At 73.8% G+C, this 22,220-nt stretch carries 23 protein-coding genes; 9 read left to right on the top strand and 14 right to left on the bottom strand.

Annotation, left to right across the window (positions count from 1 at the left end; genetic code table 11):
• Window positions 1-64: 64 nt before the first annotated feature.
• From ACIPLC_RS21115 to ACIPLC_RS21105, 3 genes are all read left to right on the top strand, one after another.
• The gene (locus ACIPLC_RS21115) at window positions 65-796 is read left to right on the top strand and encodes a TetR/AcrR family transcriptional regulator (RefSeq protein WP_400474526.1); all 732 of its coding nucleotides are present in this window, start codon (window positions 65-67) and stop codon (window positions 794-796) included.
• Between the two features lie 75 nt (window positions 797-871).
• On the top strand, window positions 872-1,570 hold the full coding sequence (locus tag ACIPLC_RS21110) for a peptidylprolyl isomerase (RefSeq protein WP_400474525.1): 699 nt from the start codon (window positions 872-874) through the stop codon (window positions 1,568-1,570).
• Between the two features lie 89 nt (window positions 1,571-1,659).
• The gene (locus ACIPLC_RS21105; RefSeq protein WP_400474524.1) at window positions 1,660-2,022 is read left to right on the top strand and encodes a MazG-like family protein; all 363 of its coding nucleotides are present in this window, start codon (window positions 1,660-1,662) and stop codon (window positions 2,020-2,022) included.
• 60 nt (window positions 2,023-2,082) lie between these two features.
• Here the strand turns inward: ACIPLC_RS21105 and ACIPLC_RS21100 are convergent, their stop codons facing one another.
• The 6 genes from ACIPLC_RS21100 to ACIPLC_RS21075 form a co-directional block, all read right to left on the bottom strand.
• The gene (locus ACIPLC_RS21100; RefSeq protein WP_400474545.1) at window positions 2,083-3,372 is read right to left on the bottom strand and encodes a geranylgeranyl reductase family protein; all 1,290 of its coding nucleotides are present in this window, start codon (window positions 3,370-3,372) and stop codon (window positions 2,083-2,085) included.
• Window positions 3,373-3,506: 134 nt separating this feature from the next.
• Window positions 3,507-4,202 (bottom strand): demethylmenaquinone methyltransferase, encoded by a 696-nt coding sequence (locus ACIPLC_RS21095; RefSeq protein ID WP_400474523.1) that lies wholly within the window; start codon window positions 4,200-4,202, stop codon window positions 3,507-3,509.
• A gap of 179 nt (window positions 4,203-4,381) precedes the next feature.
• A complete protein-coding gene (locus ACIPLC_RS21090) occupies window positions 4,382-4,903 on the bottom strand; it encodes a hypothetical protein (RefSeq protein ID WP_400474522.1) in 522 nt (173 codons plus the stop codon).
• A 312-nt stretch (window positions 4,904-5,215) separates the two neighbouring features.
• Window positions 5,216-5,857, bottom strand: a complete 642-nt coding sequence (locus ACIPLC_RS21085; RefSeq protein ID WP_400474521.1) for an imidazolonepropionase-like domain-containing protein — start codon at window positions 5,855-5,857, stop codon at window positions 5,216-5,218.
• A 16-nt stretch (window positions 5,858-5,873) separates the two neighbouring features.
• A complete protein-coding gene (gene mqnC / locus ACIPLC_RS21080; RefSeq protein WP_063348156.1) occupies window positions 5,874-7,094 on the bottom strand; it encodes a cyclic dehypoxanthinyl futalosine synthase in 1,221 nt (406 codons plus the stop codon).
• A 239-nt stretch (window positions 7,095-7,333) separates the two neighbouring features.
• Window positions 7,334-8,236, bottom strand: a complete 903-nt coding sequence (locus tag ACIPLC_RS21075; protein ID WP_400474520.1) for a menaquinone biosynthetic enzyme MqnA/MqnD family protein — start codon at window positions 8,234-8,236, stop codon at window positions 7,334-7,336.
• 368 nt (window positions 8,237-8,604) lie between these two features.
• On the opposite strand from ACIPLC_RS21075, the gene ACIPLC_RS21070 reads away from it, so the two are divergent.
• On the top strand, window positions 8,605-8,808 hold the full coding sequence (locus ACIPLC_RS21070) for a cold-shock protein (RefSeq protein WP_052580872.1): 204 nt from the start codon (window positions 8,605-8,607) through the stop codon (window positions 8,806-8,808).
• A 273-nt stretch (window positions 8,809-9,081) separates the two neighbouring features.
• On the opposite strand, the gene ACIPLC_RS21065 is transcribed toward ACIPLC_RS21070, so the two are convergent.
• The gene (locus tag ACIPLC_RS21065; RefSeq protein WP_400474519.1) at window positions 9,082-10,431 is read right to left on the bottom strand and encodes a dicarboxylate/amino acid:cation symporter; all 1,350 of its coding nucleotides are present in this window, start codon (window positions 10,429-10,431) and stop codon (window positions 9,082-9,084) included.
• A gap of 424 nt (window positions 10,432-10,855) precedes the next feature.
• Here ACIPLC_RS21065 and ACIPLC_RS21060 point away from each other — a divergent pair, with 424 nt between their 5' ends.
• Complete coding sequence (locus ACIPLC_RS21060) at window positions 10,856-12,064, top strand: MFS transporter (RefSeq protein WP_400474518.1); 1,209 nt, start codon at window positions 10,856-10,858, stop codon at window positions 12,062-12,064.
• Window positions 12,065-12,185: 121 nt separating this feature from the next.
• Here ACIPLC_RS21060 and ACIPLC_RS21055 read toward each other — a convergent pair whose 3' ends face one another.
• The 4 genes from ACIPLC_RS21055 to ACIPLC_RS21040 form a co-directional block, all read right to left on the bottom strand.
• Window positions 12,186-13,358 carry a LacI family DNA-binding transcriptional regulator gene (locus ACIPLC_RS21055; protein WP_400474517.1) on the bottom strand — a complete coding sequence of 391 codons (1,173 nt, stop codon included), beginning with the start codon at window positions 13,356-13,358 and terminating at the stop codon, window positions 12,186-12,188.
• Between the two features lie 29 nt (window positions 13,359-13,387).
• Window positions 13,388-13,732, bottom strand: a complete 345-nt coding sequence (locus ACIPLC_RS21050) for a DUF4229 domain-containing protein (protein ID WP_400474516.1) — start codon at window positions 13,730-13,732, stop codon at window positions 13,388-13,390.
• A 123-nt stretch (window positions 13,733-13,855) separates the two neighbouring features.
• Window positions 13,856-14,383, bottom strand: a complete 528-nt coding sequence (locus tag ACIPLC_RS21045; protein WP_400474515.1) for a GNAT family N-acetyltransferase — start codon at window positions 14,381-14,383, stop codon at window positions 13,856-13,858.
• 43 nt (window positions 14,384-14,426) lie between these two features.
• On the bottom strand, window positions 14,427-15,758 hold the full coding sequence (locus ACIPLC_RS21040) for an MFS transporter (protein ID WP_400474514.1): 1,332 nt from the start codon (window positions 15,756-15,758) through the stop codon (window positions 14,427-14,429).
• 178 nt (window positions 15,759-15,936) lie between these two features.
• On the opposite strand from ACIPLC_RS21040, the gene ACIPLC_RS21035 reads away from it, so the two are divergent.
• On the top strand, window positions 15,937-16,908 hold the full coding sequence (locus ACIPLC_RS21035) for a GlxA family transcriptional regulator (RefSeq protein WP_400474513.1): 972 nt from the start codon (window positions 15,937-15,939) through the stop codon (window positions 16,906-16,908).
• Between the two features lie 559 nt (window positions 16,909-17,467).
• Here ACIPLC_RS21035 and ACIPLC_RS21030 read toward each other — a convergent pair.
• A complete protein-coding gene (locus ACIPLC_RS21030) occupies window positions 17,468-17,941 on the bottom strand; it encodes an ATP-binding protein (protein WP_400474512.1) in 474 nt (157 codons plus the stop codon).
• A 570-nt stretch (window positions 17,942-18,511) separates the two neighbouring features.
• Here ACIPLC_RS21030 and ACIPLC_RS21025 point away from each other — a divergent pair.
• The 3 genes from ACIPLC_RS21025 to ACIPLC_RS21015 are packed head-to-tail and all read left to right on the top strand — an operon-like array spanning window position 18,512 to window position 20,448.
• Complete coding sequence (locus ACIPLC_RS21025; RefSeq protein ID WP_400474511.1) at window positions 18,512-19,180, top strand: sigma-70 family RNA polymerase sigma factor; 669 nt, start codon at window positions 18,512-18,514, stop codon at window positions 19,178-19,180.
• The gene (locus ACIPLC_RS21020; RefSeq protein ID WP_400474510.1) at window positions 19,177-19,413 is read left to right on the top strand and encodes a zf-HC2 domain-containing protein; all 237 of its coding nucleotides are present in this window, start codon (window positions 19,177-19,179) and stop codon (window positions 19,411-19,413) included. Before ACIPLC_RS21025 ends, ACIPLC_RS21020 begins: the two co-directional genes overlap by 4 nt.
• Window positions 19,414-19,458: 45 nt before the next feature.
• Complete coding sequence (locus ACIPLC_RS21015; protein ID WP_400474509.1) at window positions 19,459-20,448, top strand: hypothetical protein; 990 nt, start codon at window positions 19,459-19,461, stop codon at window positions 20,446-20,448.
• Between the two features lie 43 nt (window positions 20,449-20,491).
• Here the strand turns inward: ACIPLC_RS21015 and purU are convergent, their stop codons facing one another.
• Together purU and ACIPLC_RS21005 are read right to left on the bottom strand one after the other, a co-directional pair.
• A complete protein-coding gene (gene purU, locus ACIPLC_RS21010) occupies window positions 20,492-21,358 on the bottom strand; it encodes a formyltetrahydrofolate deformylase (protein WP_400474508.1) in 867 nt (288 codons plus the stop codon).
• Between the two features lie 199 nt (window positions 21,359-21,557).
• On the bottom strand, window positions 21,558-22,073 hold the full coding sequence (locus ACIPLC_RS21005; RefSeq protein WP_400474507.1) for a hypothetical protein: 516 nt from the start codon (window positions 22,071-22,073) through the stop codon (window positions 21,558-21,560).
• Between the last annotated feature and the right edge of the window lie 147 nt (window positions 22,074-22,220).

Here is a 22,220-nt window from a genome sequence, read left to right as displayed (position 1 = left end):
GCATTACGATGAGCATGGCACGGCCGCCACACCACAGCAAGCCTTAACGCGACTGGAGTCGACTTTGAACGAGAACACCCCGGAGCCGACCCACCCCGCGACGACCCACCCCGCCACCACCGCACACCCCGCGGCGACTCACCTCGAAACGACCCACCCCGAGCGCCGCACCCCGACCCCGCGCCCCGGCGGCCGCAGCGCCCGGGTCCGGGAGGAGGTGGTCGCCGCCACACTCGCCGAGATCACCGAGAAGGGGTACGACGGACTCACCGTCGAGGCGGTCGCGAGCCGCTCCGGCGTCCACAAGGCGACGCTGTACCGACGGTGGAACGGCGTGGACGGCCTGGTCGCGGACGCCCTGACCGCCTCGGCCGACCAGCCCTGGCCGCTGCCCGACACCGGCGACCTCCGCGAGGACCTCCGCCTGATCACCCGGGAGGTGTTCACCGTCTTCACCGATCCCGGCCTGGGGGCCACCCCCACCGCCCTGATCTTCGCCGCCCAGCGCTCCGACACCGGCGCGGCCGCCCTGCGCGCCTTCTTCGCCTCCCGCCACCGCCAGGCCGCCGAGGTCGTCGAACGAGCCGTCGCCCGCGGCGAACTGCCCATCGGAACGGACGGTGCCGAGGTGGTCCGGGCCGCCACCGCCCCGCTCTACTACCGGCTGTTCGTCACCGGCGAGCCGCTGGACGCCCGCACCGCCGAACGGGCCGCCGACGCCGCCGCGCTGGCCGCCCGCACCGGGCTGTTCACTCCCGCACCCCCCGCCAACCCCGTTCCCCCGGAGGCCTCCTGACCCTCCACCCGCCCGACGGAACCCGAACCCCACCGCCCCCTACCGGATCGCCGCCCCGGCGTGGATGATGGCGCCATGCCAACCCTGCCGTCCACCACCCCCCGGAAGGCCCGTCCCGTGAAGCGCGCACCCTGGGCCCTGCTCGCCGTCGCCACCGTCCTCCCGCTCACGGCGAGCACCGGCACCGCCGTCGCGGACGCCCCGCCGCCCGCGCCCGCCTGCGCCTACACCCCCGCGGTGCCGGCCGACAACTTCAAGGGCATCCCGGTCTTCGACGCCGAGAAGGCCGCCCAGCCCTACCGCGCCACCCTGCGCACCAGCCAGGGCGCGATCACCTTCCAGGCGTTGACCGACAAGGCGCCCTGCACCACCTTCTCGTTCCGCTTCCTCGCCGAGCACGACTACTTCGACCGCAGCCACTGCCACCGCCTCACCACCCAGCGGCTCTACGTCCTGCAGTGCGGCGACCCGACCGGAACGGGCAGCGGCGGGCCCGGCTACTCCTTCCCGGACGAGAACCTGACCGGCGCCACCTACCCGGCCGGCACCGTGGCGATGGCCAACGCCGGCCCGAACACCAACGGCAGCCAGTTCTTCTTCGTCTGGAAGGACACCAAGCTCTCCCCCGCCTACACCCCCTTCGGCCGGATCACGGCGGGCCTGGACGTGCTGCAGAAGATCGCCGCGGGCGGCGAGGACGACCAGAACAACCCCGGCGACGGCTTCCCCACCCTCCCCGTGAACATCCGCCACGTGAAGATCAGCACCCGCTGACCGCGGGCCCACCGCCCACGCCGCTCCGTGCGTCGGCAACGCCTCCCGTACGGTGGCAGCACCAACGACACCGCACGGGAGCAGCGCGCATGGACGACCGGATCTGGGAGAGCGTGGACCACCTCGTCGCGTGGCTCGACGAGCAGGGCACGCAGTCGCCCCGGGAGGAGCGCCTGCTGCGGATCCTCAAGCTCTCCGAGGAGGTCGGCGAGGTCGGCGCCGCGGTGATCGGCGCCACCGGCCAGAACCCGCGCAAGGGCGTCACCCACAGCTGGGAGGACGTCCAGCACGAGCTCTGCGACGTCGTCTTCACCGCCCTCGTCGCCCTCCGGACGCTCACCCCCGACGCGGCCCGGGTCTTCGCCGACCGCCTCGCCTACGTCGAACAGCGCTCCGCCGCCTCCCGCCGCCCGGCCGACGGGGAGCGGAAGACGGCGGAGGAGACGCCCTGAGGCCCTGGAAAGGGCCTGAAAGTTGCCCGGGGGAAGACCGGGGAAAGCCCCTGGGACCCGCTACGCGTTGGGCGCGACCCTCGCGAGGCCGTTGATGATGCGGTCCATCGCGTCGCCGCCCTGCGGGTCGGTGAGGTTGGCGAGCATCTTGAGGGTGAAGCGCATCAGCATCGGGTGGCTGAGGCCGCGCTGGGTGGCGAGCTGCATCACCTTGGGGTTGCCGATGAGCTTCACGAAGGCGCGGCCCATCGTGTAGTAGCCGCCGTAGATGTCCTTGAGGACGCGCGGGTAGCCCTGCAGGGCACGCTCGCGCCCGGTCTCGGTGACCCGGGCGTGGGCCTGGACGATGACGCCGGCGGCGATCTGGCCGGATTCCATCGCGTAGGCGATGCCCTCGCCGTTGAACGGGTTGACCATGCCGCCCGCGTCGCCGACGAGCAGCAGGCCGCGAGTGTAGTGCGGCTGCCGGTTGAAGGCCATCGGCAGCGCGGCGCCGCGGATCGGGTCGGTCATGTTCTCGGGGGTGTAGCCCCACTCCTCCGGCATGCCGGCGCACCAGGCCTTGAGCACCTCGCGCCAGTCGAGTTCGCCGAACGCCGGCGAGGAGTTGAGGATGCCGAGGCCGACGTTGGAGGTGCCGTCGCCCATGCCGAAGACCCAGCCGTACCCGGGCAGCTGCTTGCGCTGGCCGCCGCGGGTGTCCCACAGCTCCAGCCAGGACTCCAGGTAGTCGTCGTCGTGGCGCGGCGAGGTGAAGTACGTCCGGTAGGCGACGCCCATCGGGCGGTCCTCGCGGCGGTGCAGGCCCATGGCGAGCGAGAGCCGGGTGGAGTTGCCGTCGGCGGCGACCACCAGCGGGGCACGGAAGGTGACCGGCCGCTTCTCGTCGCCGAGCTTGGCGGTGACGCCGACGATCCGGCCGGTGCGCTCGTCCAGGACGGGCCCGCTGACGTTGCAGCGCTCGTAGAGCCGGGCCCCGGCCTTCTCGGCCTGACGGGCGAGCAGCTCGTCGAAGTCGGCGCGCTTGCGGACCAGGCCGTAGTCGGGGAAGGCGGACAGCTCGGGCCAGTCCAGCTCCAGCCGGACGCCGCCGCCGATGATGCGCAGGCCCTTGTTGTGCAGCCAGCCGTTCTCGGTGGAGACGTCGATTCCCATGTCCACCAGCTGCTTGGTGGCGCGGGGGGTGAGGCCGTCGCCGCAGACCTTCTCGCGCGGGAACGCGGTCTTCTCCAGCAGCAGCACGTCCAGCCCGGCCTGGGCGAGGTAGTACGCGGTGGTGGACCCGGCCGGGCCCGCGCCGACCACGATGACGTCGGCCGTGCTCTCGACCGGGCTGTCCGGCTTCGTCAGATCGGCTGCGGTCTCGGACACGGTGGACACTCTCCTGGAGCTGCGGCTGTGGGGACGGCGGCTTCTGTCTCCGGCAGTCTAGTTCCGTCCCCGCCGCCGGAAACGACCGCGCCCCCACCCCGCCGGTGCGGCGGCTACCCGACCTTGTACGCCCGGTGCAGTGCGACGATGCCGCCGGTGAGGTTGCGCCAGGCGACCTTGGACCAGCCGCTCTCCTGCAGCCGGGCCGCCAGCTCGGGCTGGTCGGGCCAGGACCGGATGGACTCGGCGAGGTACACGTACGCGTCCGGGTTGCTGCTGACCGCGGTGGCGACCGGCGGCAGGGCGCGCATCAGGTACTCGGTGTAGACCGTCCGGAACGGCGTCCAGGTCGGGGTGGAGAACTCGCAGATCACCAGCTTGCCGCCGGGCTTGGTGACGCGCTGCATCTCGCGCAGCGCCGCGTCGGTGTCCTGGACGTTGCGCAGCGCGAAGGAGATCGTCACCGAGTCGAAGGTGCCGTCCGCGAACGGCAGCCGGGTGGCGTCGCCGGCGGTGAGCGCCAGCTCGGGGTGGCGGCGCTTGCCCTCGACGAGCATGCCGACGGAGAAGTCGCACGGGACGACCTGCGCGCCGGCCTCGGCGAAGGGCAGCGAGGAGGTGCCGGTGCCGGCCCCGAGGTCGAGCACGAGGTCCCCCGGTCCGGCGGCCACCGCCTCGGCCACCGCCCGGCGCCAGGCGCGGGCCTGGCCGAGGGACAGCACGTCGTTGGTGCGGTCGTACTTGGCCGCGACGTCGTCGAACATGGCGGCGACTTCGTGCGGCTGCTTGTCCAGAGAGGCTCGGGTCACGCACCCATTGTTCACCCTGGCGCCGACACCCCGACCAACGGGGCACGCCGCGGGACGTCCGCACCCGCCGGACGGGCCCGTCAGGGCGGCCCTCCCGCGCAGGCCCCGCCCGGCCCCGCCGCACGCCCCCGCGCCCAGCGGCCCCGCCCCTCCACGCCCAGCGACCCCCGCCCGCCCCGTCAGTGCTGCGCGCGCCGCCCGCCCGCGCGCCGTCGACGCCGGGAGCGCTTGCCGTGGGTTATCGCGGGCATGCCGTCGGCCAGCGCGCCGGTCGCCAGTGCGACGGTGGTGGCCAGCCGGCCCTGCCCGGCGCGGACCGCGAGGGCCCGCCGGTGCCGCCGGATGCGCAGCACGCAGATCACGAACATCCCGACCGCGACCGGCACGCTGAACCGGGCCAGGCCGACGCCGACCGGCTGCGGGTAGGTGTCGCCGCAGATCCGCACGGCGCCCGGGTCGTCGGCGGCGTGCTCCAGGCAGATCGGGTCGCCGAGCTTGGCGCCGTCGGCGAGCGGCAGCGCGGCCGCGGTGTGCGACTGGCCGGCCGCCCGGTAGCTGACGGCGCTGTAGGAGCCGCCGCCGGTGGGGAGCTGGGTGACGACGCCTTCGACCCTCACCGGGTGGGCGCCGATCCGGTCGGCCTGGTCGGCCTGGCGCCAGCCGAGCAGGCACATGCCGACGGCCAGCACGGCGCTGAGCACGGCGGTGAGGTACCAACCACGGCCCAACCGCGGGGATCGCGGCGGGGGGACGGTCGCGGATCGCATGGTTCCTGTCCTGGCTTGCCTTCGGGGCCTGGGACGTGGCCCCGCCACCCGCGGGCACGGGCGGTAGGTGGTGAGGGTACGGAGTGAGCTGTCCGGGATCGTATCCGCTGGCGGGCCCTCAGGTCACGGCGAAGGGGGAATCACCCCGCAGGGTGGACAGTGGAGTTCGGCGGCACACGAAGGAAGTCCCTTGCGCCGCACGGAAGTCCGGCTACCGGCGAGTACGCCGCCCGGTCCCGGCCCGGTTCAGCGCCGCCGGTACACCAACCGCCCGCCCAGCACGGCGGCCAGGCAACCGCCCGGCGACGGTGGGGCGAAGCCCTCCCCAACGGCCGGGAACACCGCGAAGTCGGCCCGGCCGCCCGCCGCCACCCGGCCGTGCACGGCCGCCGCGAGCGGCAGCACCGCCAGCGGGTCCAGCGGGCCGTCCGCCGGGTCCATCGCGTCCGGGGCGCCCGGCAGCGCGACCAGCCCGGAGCGCGCCACGGCCGTGCGCGCCGCGGCCCGCTCGAACGGCCCGGCCACCGCCGTCACCCCGAATCCGAGCATCCGTTGCAGCCCGCGCCGGGCGCTCGCGCCGCAGCGCCCCTCGTCGAGGGAGCCCGTCAGCCCGTCCGCGACCGGCTCGACGCCGATCTCCTCGCGCGGGTCCGGGTGGTAGGCGTGTTCCAACAGGCGGTGCCCGTACGGGTTGCGCAGCCCCGGCGTGAGCACCGCGGCGCCCCAGTCCCGCAGTCGCGCCCCCGGGTGCGCGGCGGCCAGTTCCCGGTACGGTCCGACGGCCTCGACGCGGTCGTCGCGCACCAGCACCGCCCCGTCCGGGAGGGACGGGGCGGTGGGGTCGGCCGGGTCGGGCAGCACCAGGGCCGCCCGGTGCAGGGTCAGCACGGCGGTGCCCCGGGCCTCAGTTGTCCAGGATCTTCAGCTCGGGGTGCGCGGTGCCGCCCTCGATCGCCGTGGAGGCGATGTGCGAGGCGACCCGCGGGTCCACCGGGTCGTTGGCCGGGTCGTCCAGCACCCGCAGGTGCTCGTACGTGGTCGCGCGCTGCGCCGGGACGCGGTCGGCGGCCCGGATGAGGTGGATCAGCTCGGTGAGGTTGGAGCGGTGCTTGGCACCGGCCGCCGAGACCACGTTCTCCTCCAGCATGACCGAGCCGAGGTCGTCCGCGCCGTAGTGCAGCGACAGCTGGCCGGCCTCCTTGCCGGTGGTGAGCCAGGAGCCCTGGATGTGGGCGATGTTGTCGAGGAACAGGCGGGCGATCGCGATCATCCGCAGGTACTCGAAGACGGTGGCCTGCGTCGAGCCCTTCAGGTGGTTGTTCTGCGGCTGGTAGGTGTACGGGATGAAGGCCCGGAAGCCGCCGGTGCGGTCCTGCACGTCGCGGATCATCCGCAGGTGCTCGATCCGCTCGGCGTTGGTCTCGCCGGTGCCCATCAGCATGGTGGAGGTGGACTCCACGCCGAGGCCGTGCGCGGCCTCCATGATCTCCAGCCAGCGCTCGCCGGACTCCTTGAGCGGGGCGATCGCCTTGCGCGGCCGCGCGGGCAGCAGCTCGGCGCCGGCGCCGGCGAAGGAGTCCAGGCCGGCCCGGTGGATCCGGGTGATGGCCTCCTCGATCGAGACGCCCGAGATCCGGGCCATGTGGTCGACCTCGGAGGCGCCCAGGGAGTGGATCACCAGCTGCGGGAAGTCGGCCTTGATGGCCGAGAACGCGCGCTCGTAGTACTCCACGCCGTAGTCCGGGTGGTGGCCGCCCTGGAACATGATCTGGGTGCCGCCCAGTTCGACGGTCTCGGCGCAGCGGCGCAGGATCTCGTCGAGCTCGCGGGACCAGCCCTTGTCGCTCTTCGGCGGCACGTAGAAGGCGCAGAACTTGCACGCCGTCACGCAGACGTTGGTGTAGTTGATGTTGCGCTCGATGATGTACGTCGCGATGTGCTCGGTACCGGCGTAGCGGCGGCGGCGCACCGCGTCGGCGGCGGAGCCGAGCGCGTGCAGCGGCGCCGAGCGGTACAGCTCCAGCGCCTCCTCCGGGGTGATCCGGCCACCGCCGGCGGCCCGGTCGAGCACGGCCTGCAGGTCGGTGCTGGGCGCATCGAGGGTGGTCGCTGCGAGCTCGGTCACCTGGCGGCCTTCTCTCTCTCGGATACTGCTGTTCTCGGCGCTGCCGACCCCTGGACGACGGGCGTCCGGGTACGGCCGAACCAGCCTACGCCAGGCCTTTCGAGCGTCCGCGTCAGCCCGCTGCCCCGTCGGCCCCGCGCAGCGTGGCGGCCGGGTTCCCGGCCGCCGGGTCGGCGGAGGTGCAGCGGATCGTGCCGTCGCCCTGCGGGGTGAGCGTCTCCGCGTTCGCGCCGCCGCGCTCAGCCGACCGGCAGCTCCGCCGGTTCCAGCAGCCGCACCGCGACGTCGGGCGCGAAGCCGCTGTCGTGCGCGACCCGGCGGGCGAACTCGGCGACGCCGGCCAGCTGCCGCTCGCCGAGCGAGAAGTCGAGCGCCTGGCTGAAGTACCGCTCCAGCACGTCCGCGCCGAAGGCCTCCCAGCGGGCGGCCTGTTCGGCGACCTTGGCGGCCTCGACCAGCGAGAGGTCGCGGGACTCCAGGAAGGCCCGGTGCACGGCCACGGTCAGTTCCGGGCGGCGCTCGGCGAACTCGCGGCGCACGGCCCAGACGGCGAAGACGAACGGCAGGCCGGTCCACTCCTTCCACATCGCGCCGAGGTCGTGGACGGTCAGTCCGAGGTCGGCGGCCTGGCCGAGGTAGGCGCGCAGCGCCGGGTCGCCGATCAGGACGGCGGCGTCGGCCTCGGCGAGCATCGAGCTGAGGTCGGGCGGGCAGCTGAAGTAGTCGGGGCGGACGCCCTCGCGTTCCTCCAGCAGCAGCCGGGCGAGCCGGACGGAGGTGCGGCTGGTGGAGCCGAGGGCAACGCGGCGGCCGTCCAGGTCGGCGAGCGGCACCTTGCTGACGATGAGGCAGGACATCACCGGGCCGTCGCTGCCGACCGCGATGTCGGGCAGGAGCAGCAGGTCGTCGGCGTTGCGCAGGTACTCCACGCAGGTGATCGGACCGATGTCCAGCGAGCCGTCGACGAGCTGGTCGCTCAGCTTCTCCGGGGTGTCCTTGGTGAGGTCGAGGTCCAGCAGGTTGCCGGTCCTGGCGAGGCCCCAGTAGAGGGGGACGCAGTTCAGGAACTGAATGTGGCCGACGCGCGGCCTCACCGGGGTGTGTTCCCGGGACTCCCGCGCCTGTCCGTCCGGTGCTGCCACTGCGCCGCTCCCTTGTGCTGTTCGTGCGCTTTCCCGCAGCGTATGCCCGCTGTTCGGAAAGGCCTGCACCGGGCACCCGACACGCGCTCGCGGGGCCCTGCGCACCCGTCCCCGGGGCCCCACGACACGCGCCGTGGGGGCCGCAGTTCACCCCTGGTCGTCACAGCGACCGCATGCTAGCGTTGCCCTCAGTTGCAGTTTGATTCCCCTTGCAGTACTTGAAGCCTGCGGAGCATGTAACCGCGGGCTTTTTGTAGTTTTTCAGCAATATCGAAAAACTTCGGACTCGTCCGGAGGCAGGGCGATCAGCGCAGCGGACCGGGTGCCACACGGTGTGGCCCCGACACGTCCCTCGCAAGGAGAACGGCATGGCCACGGGAACCGTCAAGTGGTTCAACGCTGAGAAGGGCTTCGGCTTCATCGCCCAGGAGGGCGGCGGCCCCGACGTCTTCGTCCACTACTCCGCCATCAACGCGAGCGGCTTCCGCTCGCTGGAGGAGAACCAGGCGGTGAACTTTGACGTCACCCAGGGCCCGAAGGGCCCGCAGGCGGAGAACGTCACCCCTATCTGACCATCCTCTGATGTTCTGATCGCTCGGGACCCCACCGGGTCCGTCGGCGGCTCCCGACAGCCGTCACCATGAGCACAAGAGCAACACCCAAGGGGGCCCGCCCGCCCGGCGGGCCCCCTGCCTTTTCCCGGCCGCCGCCCGGAGAGTGCGCCGCCCCGCCGGGGAGAGCAGCACCCGGAGAGCAGCGCCCGGGCCCCGCACGCGGCACACCCAAGGCTCCGCCCCCGCACCGTTCGGTGCGGGGGCGGAGCCTTGTCGTCGAGCCGGCGGGGATCAGGCGGCGGCAGCGGCCTTCGCGGAGGCCTGCGCCGGGACGACGGCCGACGGGGCGTCCTCCTCGTACAGGTCACCGGAGGGCCGGTTGTAGGCGGCGACGTCGAGGATCTTCTCCCGCGAGGCCACCAGGACCGGCACCAGCACCTGGCCCGCGACGTTGGTCGCGGTGCGCATCATGTCGAGGATCGGGTCGATGGCGAGCAGCAGGCCGACGCCCTCCAGGGGCAGGCCCAGGGTGGAGAGGGTCAGCGTCAGCATGATGATCGCGCCGGTGAGGCCCGCGGTGGCGGCCGAGCCGACGACCGAGACGAAGGCGATCAGCAGGTAGTCCCGGATGCCGAGGTCGATGTTGTAGACCTGGGCGACGAAGATCGCGGCGATCGCCGGGTAGATCGAGGCGCAGCCGTCCATCTTGGTGGTGGCGCCGAACGGGACGGAGAAGGACGCGTACTCGCTGGGGACGCCGAGGCGCTCGGTGACGCGGCGGGTGACCGGCAGGGTGCCGACCGAGGAGCGCGAGACGAAGGCCAGCTGGATGGCGGGCCAGGCGCCCTTGAAGAAGTTGACCGGGTTGAGGCCGGCGGCGAACTTGAGCAGCAGCGAGTAGACGACGAACAGCACCAGCGCGCAGCCGACGTAGATGTCGAGGGTCAGCGTGGCGAAGGGCTTGAGCAGGTCCCAGCCGTACTTGGCGACGGACTTGCCGATCAGGCCGAGGGTGCCGAGCGGGGAGAGCCGGATGACCCACCACAGGGCGGTCTGGGTCAGCTCCAGGACGGACTCGCTGAGCTTGAGGACCGGCTCGGCCTTGCTGCCGAGCTTGATGATCGCCGCGCCGACCACGACCGCCATGAAGACGATCTGCAGCACGTTCACCTTGGCGAAGGCGTCGACGATATTGGTCGGGAAGATCCCGGTCAGGAAGTCGATCCAGGTGCCCTTGGAGTCGAGCGCCTTGAGGCCGTCGGTCTTGAGGTTGGTGCCCTGGCCGGGGTTGGTCAGCAGGCCCAGGCCCAGGCCGACGGCCACCGCGATCAGCGAGGTGATCATGAACCAGAGCAGCGTCCGGGTGGCCAGGCGGGCCGCGTTGGTGACGTTGCGCAGGTTGGCGACGCTCACCACGATCGCGGTGAACACCAGCGGCGGGACGGCCAGCTTGAGCAGCTGGACGAAGATCTTGCCGATCGTCTCCAGGGTGGTGGCCAGCCAGGAGATGTCGGCGGCGCGGGCCAGGTAGCCGAGGCCGACGCCGAGCAGCAGGCCGCCGACGATCTGGACCCAGAACGGGGTCTTGCGGATTCTCGCGAGCACGGACGGCGACGGGGTCGCCTCGGGCGCTGTGGACATGACGGTGCGGCTCCGGGGGAGGGCGTTGCTGACGGTGGGGTGTGGCGGAGGAGGCGGCACGGCGCGCGGGCCGGGCGGGGAGGTCCCGGCCCCCGGTCAGGGGCGTGCCGCCGGGATACAGCTCATGGCGCGACAACGGCGCGGGCTGTCCACAGCACCGGTCAGAGCGCACGGGCGGGCGGCGCCGGGCAGCGAGCCCCGGCCGTGCTTCCGCGATGCGTCTGAGGTGGTCATGGCCGACACATTAGCAGTAAAGGTTTGAGATGTTCAAAGTAGTTGTTTGAGGTTGGGGTGAGATCCGGACACGAACGAAGCTGACGCGCCATCAGATCACCCCGACCGGCCCGATTGACCGCTGAGCGGTTATACGTATAACTTTGGCGGCGTCCCCGCCCCCGCCTGCCCAGACCGGAGAAGACGCCCGATGGGCTACCTCGCCCTGCTCCGCGCCCCCCATGTCAGCCGCCTGCTCCTCGGCACCCTGCTCGGCCGCCTGCCCGCCGGCATGACCGCCCTGGTGATCGCCCTCGCCCTGCGCGAGGCCGGCGCGCCGTACGGGCGGATCGGGCTGGCCACCGCCGCGTACGCGATCTCCGCCGCCGTCGGCGGGCCGGTGCTCGGGCGGATCGTGGACCGCACCGGGCAGCCGCGCGTCCTGCTCGCCTCCGCCGTGCTCGCCGGCGGCGGGTACACGCTGCTCGCCCTCGCCCCCGGCTCCGCGGTCGCCGCCCCGCTCGGCGCCGCGATCGCCGGGCTCGCCATGCCCCCGCTCGAACCCTGCCTGCGCTCGCTCTGGCCGGACGTGGTGGAGGAGGAGCAGCTCGACACCGCCTACGCCTTCGACTCCGCCTCCCAGCAGATCCTCTACGTGGCCGGCCCGCTGGCCGTCGCCGGGATCGCGGGCCTGTTCAGCCCGGTCGCCGCGCTCTGGGTGGCCGCCGGGCTCGGACTGGCCGGCGCGCTGATCGTGGCCACCACCGCCCCGGCCCGGGCCTGGCGCGCCCCGGCCCGCGCGCACTCCGCCGGACTGCTCGGCCCGCTGCGCTCCCCCGGCCTGGTGCTGCTGCTGGTCGGACTGGCCGGGGCCGGCTGGGCGGTCGGCGCGCAGAACGTGCTGTTCATCGCCTACGCCGAGCACCACACCGGCGCCCTGCCGGGCGGCGCGGGCACCCTGCTGGCGCTGGCGGCGCTCGGCGGCCTGCTCGGCGCGCTCGCCTACGGCGCGGTGAAGTGGCGCAGCAGCACCGCCACCCGCACCTGGGTCATGGCGCTCGCGATGGCCGCGTCCTACCTGCCGCTGGTGCTGCTGCCCGGGCCGTACCCGATGGCCGCGCTGGCCTTCCTCTCCGGGATCGGGCTGGCGCCGCTGCTGGCGGCGGCGTTCGTGCTGGTCGCCGAGCTGGCGCCGACCGGGACGGTGACCGAGGCGTTCGCCTGGCTGGTGACGCTGTTCGCGACGGGCAACTCGCTCGGCTACGCGGTGTCCGGCAACCTGGCCGAGGACTCGCTGCGGCCGGTGGCGCTGTGCGCGGCGGGCGGGATAGCGCTCGGCGGCCTGGTGCTGTTCGGTGCCCGGCGCTGGTTCCACCCGGCGCCGCTGGCGCCGTCGGTGCGGCCGGTGCCGGTGGGCTGAGGCCCCCCGCAGACGACCGCGCCCGCCGGGGTCTGGCCGGCGGGCGCGGTCTTTCGTTCTCCCCTACCTACTCACTGCGTCGCATCCCGTACCCACTCACCGCGTCGCGTCCCGTACCTGCTCACCGCGTCGCGTCCCGCCCCTTCGCGCCGACCGCCGGCGCGGTGGAGGAGCGCAGCACCAGAGAGGTGGCCAACGGCGGGACGGGCGACACCCGCTCCCCGCGCAGCAGGCCCGCCAGCGCCGCCGCGCCGACCCGGCCCAGCTCCTCGCCGGGCAGGTCCACGGTGGTCAGCGGCGGGGCCAGCAGCGCGGCCACCGCGACGTTGTCCATGCCGACCACCGACAGGTCGGCCGGCACCCGCAGCCCCAGCTCGGCGGCGGCCTGGTACACCCCGGAGGCGACCACGTCGTCGTCGCAGATCACCGCGTGCGGGCGGTCCGGGCGCTCCAGCAGGCGGTACGCGACGCTCCGCGCGGCCGGCTGACCCTCGTTCAGGCTCACGCCCAACTCCACGACATCCAGGCCGAGTTCGGTGGCGGCCCGCTCGAACGCGGCCTGCCGCACCCGGAACGTGTACGCGGAGTGGGTGGAGCGCAGCCGCCCGATCCGGCGGTGGCCGAGCCCGGCCAGGTGCTCGACGGCGGCGCGCATCCCGCCCGCCACGTCGAGTTCGACGGTCGGCCGGGCCCGGTCGGTGCCCGGGTCGGCGTCGAGGAAGACGGCCGGGGTGTCGGCGGGCAGCTCGCCGAGCTGGCTGTCGTCCGGGGAGCAGATCAGCAGGCCGTCGAAGCGGCTGGTGGTGGCGGCCTCGGCGAGGGTCGCGCTCCCCCAGCCGGAGCTGACCACGACCGCCAGGCCGTGCCGGCCGGCCTCCTCGTGGACGCCCTCCAGCACCCGGCCGAAGAACGGGCCGAGGATGTTCGGCACCGCCAGCAGGATCATCCCGCTACGGCCGAGCCGCAGCTGCCGGCCGGCCGCCTGCGGGCGGTAGCCGAGGCTGCGGGCGGCCTCCCTGACCCGCTCCCGGGTGGCGTCGGAGACCCGGCGGCCGGCCTCGGCGCCGGAGAAGACCAGCGAGACGGTGGCCTGGGAGACCCCGGCGAGCCCGGCCACGTCCCGGCCGGTGGGCCGACGCACCGGGGCCGGCCAGGTGCCGGCCTCACCCTCGGCGGGCGACCCGGGCGTCCCGGGTGACCCCGGCGGCGGACCGGCCGGTCCGGGGGCGGGGGCGACGGGGGCGGAAGCCGAGGAAGCGGAGTCGGAGGGCTCCGAGGCTGCGGAGTCGGGCACGGCGGCTGCGGTCGCGGGTCCGGCCGGGGTCAGCTCTGCCTGGCGGCGGACGTCCGGGCGGCCTCGTCGACGGCGTCCTCCTCGGCGTTCTGCGCGGCGATCCGCTCGGCGGTGCGGCTGCGCAGGCCGGAGACCTTGGTGGTGATCTGGGCGGACATGTCGTCGCGCTGACGGCTCAGCAACACGTAGCTGAGCGGCGCGGACGCGATCGCGGCCAGCAGGAACAGGAAGATCACGCCCGCCTGGCCGCTGACCGGGATGACCTTGAAGTGCCCGAGCAGCAGGGCGACCAGCAGGCAGCCGAGGAAGATGCTGACCCGCAGGGAGGTGTAGCGGAGCGTGGCGTGCGACTTCTCCTGGCCGGTGCTGCTCACGGGAACACGTCCTTTTCACTGGTCTGGGCGGGGGCCGGTCTCCCAGTGAAGCATGCCTGACGGGCGGGGCGGGGAAGGGGGCGCCCGTCCCCCCGCCCCGCCGCCGCCCGACCGACCTGCGGATCAGCGCAGGCCGAGCCACATGGTGATGTCGTCGCGGTCGTCCCCGGGGGCGACCCGGATCGCGGCCGGCACCCGGCCGACCTCCCGGTAGCCGCAGCGGGTGTAGAAGCGCTCCAGGCCCTGGCCCCCGCGCGCGGTCAGCCGCAGGCTCTCCAGGCCCCACTCCCGGGCCATCCGCTCGGCCTCGGCGAGCAGCCGGACGCCGTAGCCGCGGCCCTGGCAGTCGGGGTGCACCATGACCCGCCTGAGCATCCGCCAGTGCTCCATCAGGTCGAAGCGCATCGACTCGAAGAAGAGGACCCCGACCAGTCGGCCGGTATCGCTCTCGTGGGCCACCAGCAACCGGTCCGGGCCGTCCGGTTCGACCCCGGCGAACTGGTGCTCGGCGGTGGCCCGGACCTCGTCCTCCGTCACCGGCGCCACGAAGCCGACCGCGCCGCCGGCGTTGGTGACGTCGGCCCACAGCCGGACGACGGCGGTGCGCAGGTCGGGGTCGAGCTTCGGGTCCAGGGTGAAGGTGAGCGCCATGGTCGCGGAGCCTAGCCCTCCGGTCCGACAGCCCCGGCCCGTCCTACGACAGTGCCGGGACGGGCTGGTCCGGCCGTCCGGTGCGCAGCGCCAGGCAGAGCCCGACCGCGACCGCGCACAGGGCGCCGGCGCCGTACCAGGTGAGGTCGTAGTTCCCGAGCGCGTCGCGGGCCAGGCCCGCCAGCCCGGCGACGACGGCCGCGCCGATCTGGTGGCTGGCCAGCACCCAGCCGAAGACGATCGGGGCGTCCTCGCCGAAGTGCCGGCGGCACAGCGCGACGGTCGGCGGCACGGTGGCCACCCAGTCCAGGCCGTAGAAGATGACGAACGCCAGGATCGGCGGCTGCAGCGAGCCGGCCAGCAGCTGCGGCAGCAGGAGCAGCGAGATCCCGCGCAGCCCGTAGTAGGTGACCAGCAGGATCCGGGAGTCGACCCGGTCGGTGAGCCAGCCGCTGAAGATGGTGCCGGCCACGTCGAAGACGCCGATCAGGGCGAGCAGGCCGGCCGCGGTGGTCACCGGCATGCCGTGGTCGTGGGCGGCCGGGATGAAGTGGGTGCCGACCAGGCCGGCGGTGGTGGCGCCGCAGATCGCGAAGGAGGCGGCCAGCAGCCAGAACGCCCGGCTCCGGGCGGCGTCCCGCAGCACCCGCAGCGAGCGGGTCAGGGCGCGGCCGTCGGCGGCGCGGGCCGGGGGCTCCTCGGTCGCGCCGTACGGGAGCAGGCCGAGGTCGGCGGGCCGCTCGCGCATCAGCAGCAGGACGGGGACGGCGACCGCGCTGGCCGCGAGCGAGACCACGACCACCGCCGAGCGCCAGCCGTGGTGCTCGACCAGCCAGGCGCCGACCGGCAGGAAGACCAGGTTCCCCGCCGCCCCGGCGGCGGTCAGCACACCGGTGACCAGGCCCTGGCGGGCCCGGAACCAGCGGCCGGTGATGGTGGTGGCGAAGGCGCCGGCCATCGAGCCGCTGCCCAGGCCCACCAGCACGCCCCAGCAGAGCACCAGTTGCCAGGGTTCGCGCATCAGCATGGTGAGCCCCGAGCCGACCGAGATGGTCAGCAGCGCGCAGACCACCACCAGGCGCACGCCGAAACGGTCCATCAGGGCGGCGGCGAAGGGGGCGGTGAGGCCGTAGAGGGTCAGGTTGACGGAGGTGGCGCTGGATATCGTCCCGAGCGACCAGCCGAACTCGTTGTGCAGGGCGTCCATCATCAGGCTGGGCGTGGACCGGAAGCCGGCCGAGCCGAGCAGGACCAGCAGCGAGACACCGGCCACCACCCAGGCGTAGTGCACCCGGAACCGGGCCGGGCGGGCGGGGCGGGCGGGTCCTTCGGGGGCGGGGGCGGGGGCGGGGGCGAGGACGTTGCGTTCGGTCACGCGGACGAGTGTCCCGAAGCGGCGGGGCCGCGACGAGTGGCCTGAATGACAGCTTTCGCAAGAATCGGGCCACGGCCCCGGCGTACCCTGGCCCGAACCCGCCCAACCGGCCCGAACCGGCCCACTAGGCCCGCGCGGCCCACCGGCTCTGACCGCCACACCACCGAAGGGGAACGGCATGACCCACCTGGTCGCGGTACTCGCCCTCGACGGCGTGATCGCCTTCGAACTCGGCATCCCCGCCCGCATCTTCGGCGGCGCCAAGGACCCGGCCGGACGGCCGCTCTACGAGGTCGCCACCTGCACCCTGGACGGCCGGCCGATCGCCACCAGCGCGGACTTCCGGATCGCCGTCGACCACGGGCCCGAACTGCTGGAGCGGGCCGACACGGTGGTGATCCCGGCCTCCGCCGACTCCAGCCCGGCCACCGTCGACGCCTCCTTCACCCCCGAACTGGCCGCGGCGCTGCGCCGGATCCGGCCCGGCACCCGGCTGATGTCGATCTGCACCGGCTCCTTCCTGCTGGCCGCCGCCGGGCTGCTCGACGGCCGCCCGGCCACCACCCACTGGCGCTACACCCGGCGCTTCGCCGAGCTGTACCCGAAGGTGCGGCTGGACCCGGACGTGCTGTACACCGACGACGGCGACGTCCTCACCTCCGGCGGGGTGGCCGCCGGGGTGGACCTGTGCCTGCACGTGGTCCGCCGCGACCACGGCAGCGCGGTGGCCAACGCGGTGGCCCGCAACTGCCTGGTGCCGCCGTGGCGCGAGGGCGGCCAGAAGCAGTACGTCGAGGCCCCGAGCCCGGTGGACACCACCGGCCACGGCACCGCCGCCGTCCGCGCCTGGGCGCTGGAACACCTGGACCGGCCGCTGGCGCTGCGCCAGCTCGCCGACCGGGCGGGCATGAGCGTGCGGACCTTCACCCGGCGCTTCCGCGAGGAGACCGGCGCCAGCCCCGGGAAGTGGCTCACCGTGCAGCGCACCGAGCGGGCCCGGCAACTGCTGGAGCGCACCGACCTGACGATCGACCAAGTCGCCCGGGAGTCCGGATTCGGCACCGCCGCCTCGCTCCGGCTGCAACTGCGCGGTCGGCTGGACGTCGCCCCGAGCGCCTACCGGCGGACCTTCCGCACCGTCCCCGGGTGACCTCGCACGGCTCCGGACCGCTTCCGGGCGGCTTCCGGACGGCTTGCGGGCGGCTTGCGGACCGCTCCCGGACGGCTTCGCCGGGTTTCCGGACGATCCTCGGCCGGACGGCTCTCGGCCGAGTGGCCGGAAAGCGCCGTAGTACGACGGCGGATCGGACGACGGCCGACCGCGTGCACCCCGAGCACGACGCGGCCAGCCGCCATCCAATCGCGACGCGCGAGCCCTGAACCCGCGCCGCGCCCTCCGCACTCGCCAAGGAGCGCCCGCGACCGGCAGTCCACGGCCCCCTGCTGGCGTGGTCCCCCTGGACAACAGCACCGCGGCGGCGTTCGGGCGTCCCCTCGGCGTCCCCTCACAAACGGAGAGCCGCACCCAAGCGTGATCAGTCGGATACGTCACGTCAATGGGTAGTCCGAAATTCGGAATGGTTGCGTCAGCTTTCGGCCGGTGATCTCCGCCGGCGATCACCGGCGGGATCGACCGCGTGATCACCGGCGTGGTCGGCGCGGCACCGACGCCGGTACCGGCAGCGGGCCGAACCGGCCCCGGGCTGCCGCTACTGCGCCAGCGCCGCCCAGTCCACGCCCGCCAGCGGGTCCGCCGGCCGGGCGTCCGCGCCGATCTCGCACCACACCCGCTTGCCCGAGCCGTCCGGGAACCAGCCCCAGCGCTCGCAGAGCAGCTCGACCAGCTCCAGGCCGCGCCCGTTGGTTGCGTCCTCGTCGGCCCCGGCGTGCCGCGGGCAGGGGGCCGCCCGGCTCGCATCGGCGACCTCCACCCGCAGCGGGCCGACCGGTTCGCCGCCCGCCTGGTCCTCCTCCACCGGCAGACAGAGCCGCAGCACCGCCGGACACCCGGTGTGCACCACGGCGTTGGTCACCAGCTCGGAGACCACCAGCACCACCGTCTCGGCGACCGGCGCATCCGGGTCCACCCCGTGGTTCAGCAGCCGCGAGCGCACCCACCGACGGGCCCGGCCGACCTCGGCGGGGTCGGCCTGCACCGCCAGCTGTACCTGAAGAACCTGCACCGCTCCACCACCCGCACTCGCAGTTCGGCCGTCGTCCCGATCGGGCCGGATCGTCCAGCCGGCGAACCCTCGTACCTCGCCCGGTGCCACCCGGGCCCTCGGCCGGGCTCCCGCCCGGCGCCCGCCCGACCTGTCGCGTCGGGCCGACTCGTCCGTCGCGCACCGGCCGCGACTCGAATACGCCTCAGGATGAGTGGGCGGACGGACCTCGGCAAGCGCTTCGGGCATATTCCAGCGATCGGGGGACAGCGCGGTGCATACTGTCCCGTTCACTCTCGCGAGCCTCGTACCGGCGCTCGTCCGGCCCGGGCCGACCCGCCGGTCCCGCAGTGGCGAACCTACCTCCGGACGCCCCGCGCACCCGGCCCGCCACTCGCGAACCACCCGTGCGACATATGTCCAACGGCCTTCGAACAGCGGCCTCCACGGGCCGCCCCGCGAACGGGCCGCCGGGCCGGGTGACGATCCGCAGGTCCGGGTTCCGTTCTTCCGGGAATGCTCCCGCCGCCGACCGGCCGCAAGATACCGTTGGGTACGCCAGCGAAACCCGGGCAGGAGGGTGGTTTCCCGATGGCCACCCCCGACCGCGCGCCGCGCTGGGACGAGCAGCTCCAACGCCGCCTCGCCCGCGGCGAGGAGACCGCGCTCGGCGAACTCTACGACCAGCTCGCGCCGATGGTGCACGGGCTGGCCGGGCGGATACTCGCCGACCAGGCCGCCGCCGCCCAGCTCACCCGGGAGATATTCGCCCACGTCTGGGAGCACCCCGAGGACTTCGACCCCGCCCAGGGCTCGCTGCGCTCCTGGCTCGGCGCGCTCACCCACCGCCGCGCGGTCGACCGGCTGCGGGCGCGGCGGGCCACCGAGCGGGTACCGGGCGGCCCGGGCAGCGGACTTGACGGCGGCGCGGGCGCGACCGAGGCGGAGATCCGCGTCGTGGCCACCGCCGCGCGCATGCAGTACGTGGTGGACTCCCTGCCCCAACCCCTGCGTGAGACCATCGCGGTGACGTACTACGACGGTCGCACCTACCAGGAGACGGCCCGGCTGCTCGGCATCAGCGAGCAGGCCGCCAAGCAGCGGATGCGGCTCGGCCTGGAACTGCTGGCCACCGAACTGGCCGAGGAACGCGCCCGCCACGACAAGCAGTGCGACCGCGAGGACGACCGGGACAGCCGGGACGACCGGGACGACGCACCCGGTCCGGACGACAGGGACGACGGGGACAGGGGCGCATGAGCGAGCTGAGCGAGCCCACCACCGAGGAGCGGCACGACGCCCTGCGCTCGCTGCTCGGCGCCTGGGCCCTCGGTGCCTGCCCGAGCCGTGACGCCGCCGAGGTGGAGCGGCACCTGCGCGCCTGCCGGGAGTGCGCCGAGGAGGCCGCCCGGCTGCGCGAGGCGGCCGGCTGGCTCGCCCTGGACGAACCGCTCGATCAGCCCGGCTCGCTGCGCCAGCAGGTGCTCGACTGATGCCTGGCCCGCCGCCCGGCCGAACTGCCCGTCCCCGCCTGGGGCGTGCCGTACACCGCGGAGACGGCCAAGCTCGACGCGCTGCTGCGCGACCTCGGCCCGGAGGAGTGGCAGGAGGTGGCCGACCTGCCGTGGCACGGCGGCACCGGGCGGCTGCGCCCGGCCGAGGTGCTGTGCCATCTCGCCGCCGTGGACGGCTATCTGGCGCTCGCCCTCGGCCTGCCCGACCCGGTACCGGCCGGCCCGGGCGCCGCCCCGGCCCCGGCCGCGCGGCGGGTGCCCCCGCAGGAACCGGCCGCGCGACCGCCGGCGCCCAGGGTCCCGCCCCGGGTCCCGCCGCAGGGCGGGCCGTACACCGGGATCGCCGAACGCACCGCCCGGCTGATCGCCGACCAGGCCGACCTCCCGCCGCAGTCGGTGCGCGCCCGGTGGCGGCGGCAGACCCACGACCTGGTGCGCACCGCCGCGCTCGCCCCGCAGGGCAACACCCCCGTCGACTACGGCTTCGCCGTGCTGCCGCTGCGCGACGCCTTCGTGGACCGCGCCTTCGAGTGCTACGTGCACGGCGAGGACGTGGCCCGCGCGGTCGCCTACCCGTACGACCCGCCGGTGCCCCAGCACCTGCGGCAGATGGTGGACCTGGCGGTCCGGATGGTCCCGCGGGCGCTGGCCGACCTGCGTGCCGCCCGCGCCACCCGCCCCGAGCCCGCCGGGGCACCGGCCCTCCCGCCCGCGGCGGGCCGGAACCAGGGCCAGGAGCAGGACCGGGAGCAGGACCGGGAGCAGGGCCGGGGCCGACGGCTGCGGCTGGTGATCGACGGCCCGGCGGCCGGCGAGTGGCTGATACCGCTGGACGGGCCGGAGTGGGGGCCGCCCGGCGGCGAGCCGGTGGCCTCGATGGTGCTGGACGGCCTGGAGCTCTGCCAGTTGGCCGCCGCGCACCGCGATCCGGACCGACTGCCGGTCGGCGAGCACGGCGACCGGGCCGCGATCCGCGAGGTGCTGCACGCCCTCCCGCTGCTGTCGCGGCCGTAGCGGCCGCACAACCGCCGTAACGGCCACAACGGCCGCAACCGCGTTACGCGAAGACCACCGTGCGGGTGCCGTTCAGCAGCACCCGGTGCTCGCTGTGCCACTTCACCGCGCGGGCCAGCGCCTGGCACTCGACGTCCCGGCCGAGCGCGACCAGCTGGTCCGGGGTGATGTCGTGGGTCACCCGGGCCACCTCCTGCTCGATGATCGGGCCCTCGTCGAGGTCGGCGGTGACGTAGTGCGCGGTGGCGCCGATCAGCTTCACGCCCCGGGCGTGCGCCTGGTGGTAGGGCTTGGCGCCCTTGAAGCTCGGCAGGAAGGAGTGGTGGATGTTGATCACCCGGCCGGACAGCGCGGTGCACAGCTGGTCCGAGAGCACCTGCATGTAGCGGGCCAGGACGACCAGTTCGACGTCCTCCTTGGCGACCAGGTCCAGCAGTTGCTGCTCGGCGTCGGCCTTGGTCTCCCGGGTCACCGGGATGTGGTGGAACGGGACGCCGTAGCTCTCGGTCAGGTCGCGCAGGTCGGTGTGGTTGGACACCACCGCGGCGATCTCCACCGGCAGGGCGCCGATCCGGGTGCGGTAGAGCAGGTCGTTCAGGCAGTGCCCGAACTTGCTGACCATGAGGACGATCCGCATCCGCTGCTCGGTCGGGTGGATCTGCCAGTCCATCTCGAACGAGGCGCCGATCGCGGCGAAGCTGGCCCGCAGCTTGTCGGCGGTGACGGGCTCGGCGGCGGAGAAGTGCACCCGCATGAAGAACAGCCCGCTGTCCCCGTCGCCGAACTGCTGGCTGTCGATGATGTTGCAGCCGGTCATGAAGAGGTAGCTGGAGACGGCGTGGACGATGCCCTGCTTGTCGGGGCAGGACAGCGTGAGGACGTACTGGGCGCTGGCCGGCTGCTGGTCCACTGGGGGTATCCCGTCCTGAGGTCGTGGCGTTTCTGGGTGGTCCAGCGTGTCACATCCTGGACAGTCGCCGCCCCGCTGCCCGTACTGCGGGACGGCACTGCCCAACGGCCCGGCCGCAGGCCCGGCCAGGCGCACGACCAGGCGCACGACCAGGCGCACGACCGGGAGCCCGACCGGCGGCCCGGCCGTGGGCCCCGGCTCAGACCTGGGTGAGGATGCGCAGCACGTCCAGCGACTTGGGCGCCGCGTCCGGGTCGTCCCCGTCGTTCACCGCCAGCGCGACGTGCGCCTCGCGCGCGGCCCGGACCGCCTCCGGCCAGCCGGGGTGGCCGAAGTACGCGGAGGCGGGGGCGTCCGCACCGACCTCGTGCAGCAGCTGGACCACCCGCAGCACCGCGACGTCGACCAGGGCGGCCTCGGTGGAGTCCCGGAAGATCGTGCCCACGTACTTCTCGGCCGACCAGCGGTCCAGCCAGGTGTCCTCGACCAGCCGGTAGACGGCGTCGGTCACGTCGCCGTACCCCTCCCGGCCGATCAGCCAGGTCTCCTGCTGGAAACCGGGGTCGGACAACATGTGCAGCGCCGAGCGCAGTCGGGCTCGCCAGCGCCACCAGGGCAGGTCGTTGAGCGGCATGCCGCCCATCGTGCTGGAGCGGTGGCCCGGACGAGAAGTGTTTCGGGCAGACCGGTGCGAAGAATCTGTGCTGGCGGACATGGAGAACGATCGTACGTTCCCCGTCCGTTCGTACTCCACTCCCCATCTACACGCGTACCCCTCCGGTTTTCAGCTCCCGTTACCCGACCGTTCGCACTTCGGTCCTCTCGGCGTGTGGCGCCGGGGCTTGGCTTGCTCCGGTGCGCC

This window comes from Kitasatospora sp. NPDC086801, assembly GCF_044745805.1.
Taxonomy (GTDB): Bacteria; Actinomycetota; Actinomycetes; order Streptomycetales; family Streptomycetaceae; genus Kitasatospora.
Note: the sequence above shows the minus strand (reverse complement) of the source record. Positions and strands in the feature narration are given on the sequence as shown.

What these genes read in the sequence shown, in the direction of transcription:
- ACIPLC_RS21110 (WP_400474525.1), top strand. Translation starts at nt 872, where the DNA reads ATGCCAACCCTGCCGTCCACCACCCCCCGGAAGGCCCGTCCCGTGAAG.
- ACIPLC_RS21105 (WP_400474524.1), top strand. Translation starts at nt 1,660, where the DNA reads ATGGACGACCGGATCTGGGAGAGCGTGGACCACCTCGTCGCGTGGCTC.
- ACIPLC_RS21070 (WP_052580872.1), top strand. Translation starts at nt 8,605, where the DNA reads ATGGCCACGGGAACCGTCAAGTGGTTCAACGCTGAGAAGGGCTTCGGC.
- ACIPLC_RS21065 (WP_400474519.1), bottom strand. Translation starts at nt 10,431, where the DNA reads ATGTCCACAGCGCCCGAGGCGACCCCGTCGCCGTCCGTGCTCGCGAGA.
- ACIPLC_RS21060 (WP_400474518.1), top strand. Translation starts at nt 10,856, where the DNA reads ATGGGCTACCTCGCCCTGCTCCGCGCCCCCCATGTCAGCCGCCTGCTC.
- ACIPLC_RS21045 (WP_400474515.1), bottom strand. Translation starts at nt 14,383, where the DNA reads ATGGCGCTCACCTTCACCCTGGACCCGAAGCTCGACCCCGACCTGCGC.
- ACIPLC_RS21035 (WP_400474513.1), top strand. Translation starts at nt 15,937, where the DNA reads ATGACCCACCTGGTCGCGGTACTCGCCCTCGACGGCGTGATCGCCTTC.
- ACIPLC_RS21025 (WP_400474511.1), top strand. Translation starts at nt 18,512, where the DNA reads ATGGCCACCCCCGACCGCGCGCCGCGCTGGGACGAGCAGCTCCAACGC.
- ACIPLC_RS21020 (WP_400474510.1), top strand. Translation starts at nt 19,177, where the DNA reads ATGAGCGAGCTGAGCGAGCCCACCACCGAGGAGCGGCACGACGCCCTG.
- ACIPLC_RS21005 (WP_400474507.1), bottom strand. Translation starts at nt 22,073, where the DNA reads ATGTCCGCCAGCACAGATTCTTCGCACCGGTCTGCCCGAAACACTTCT.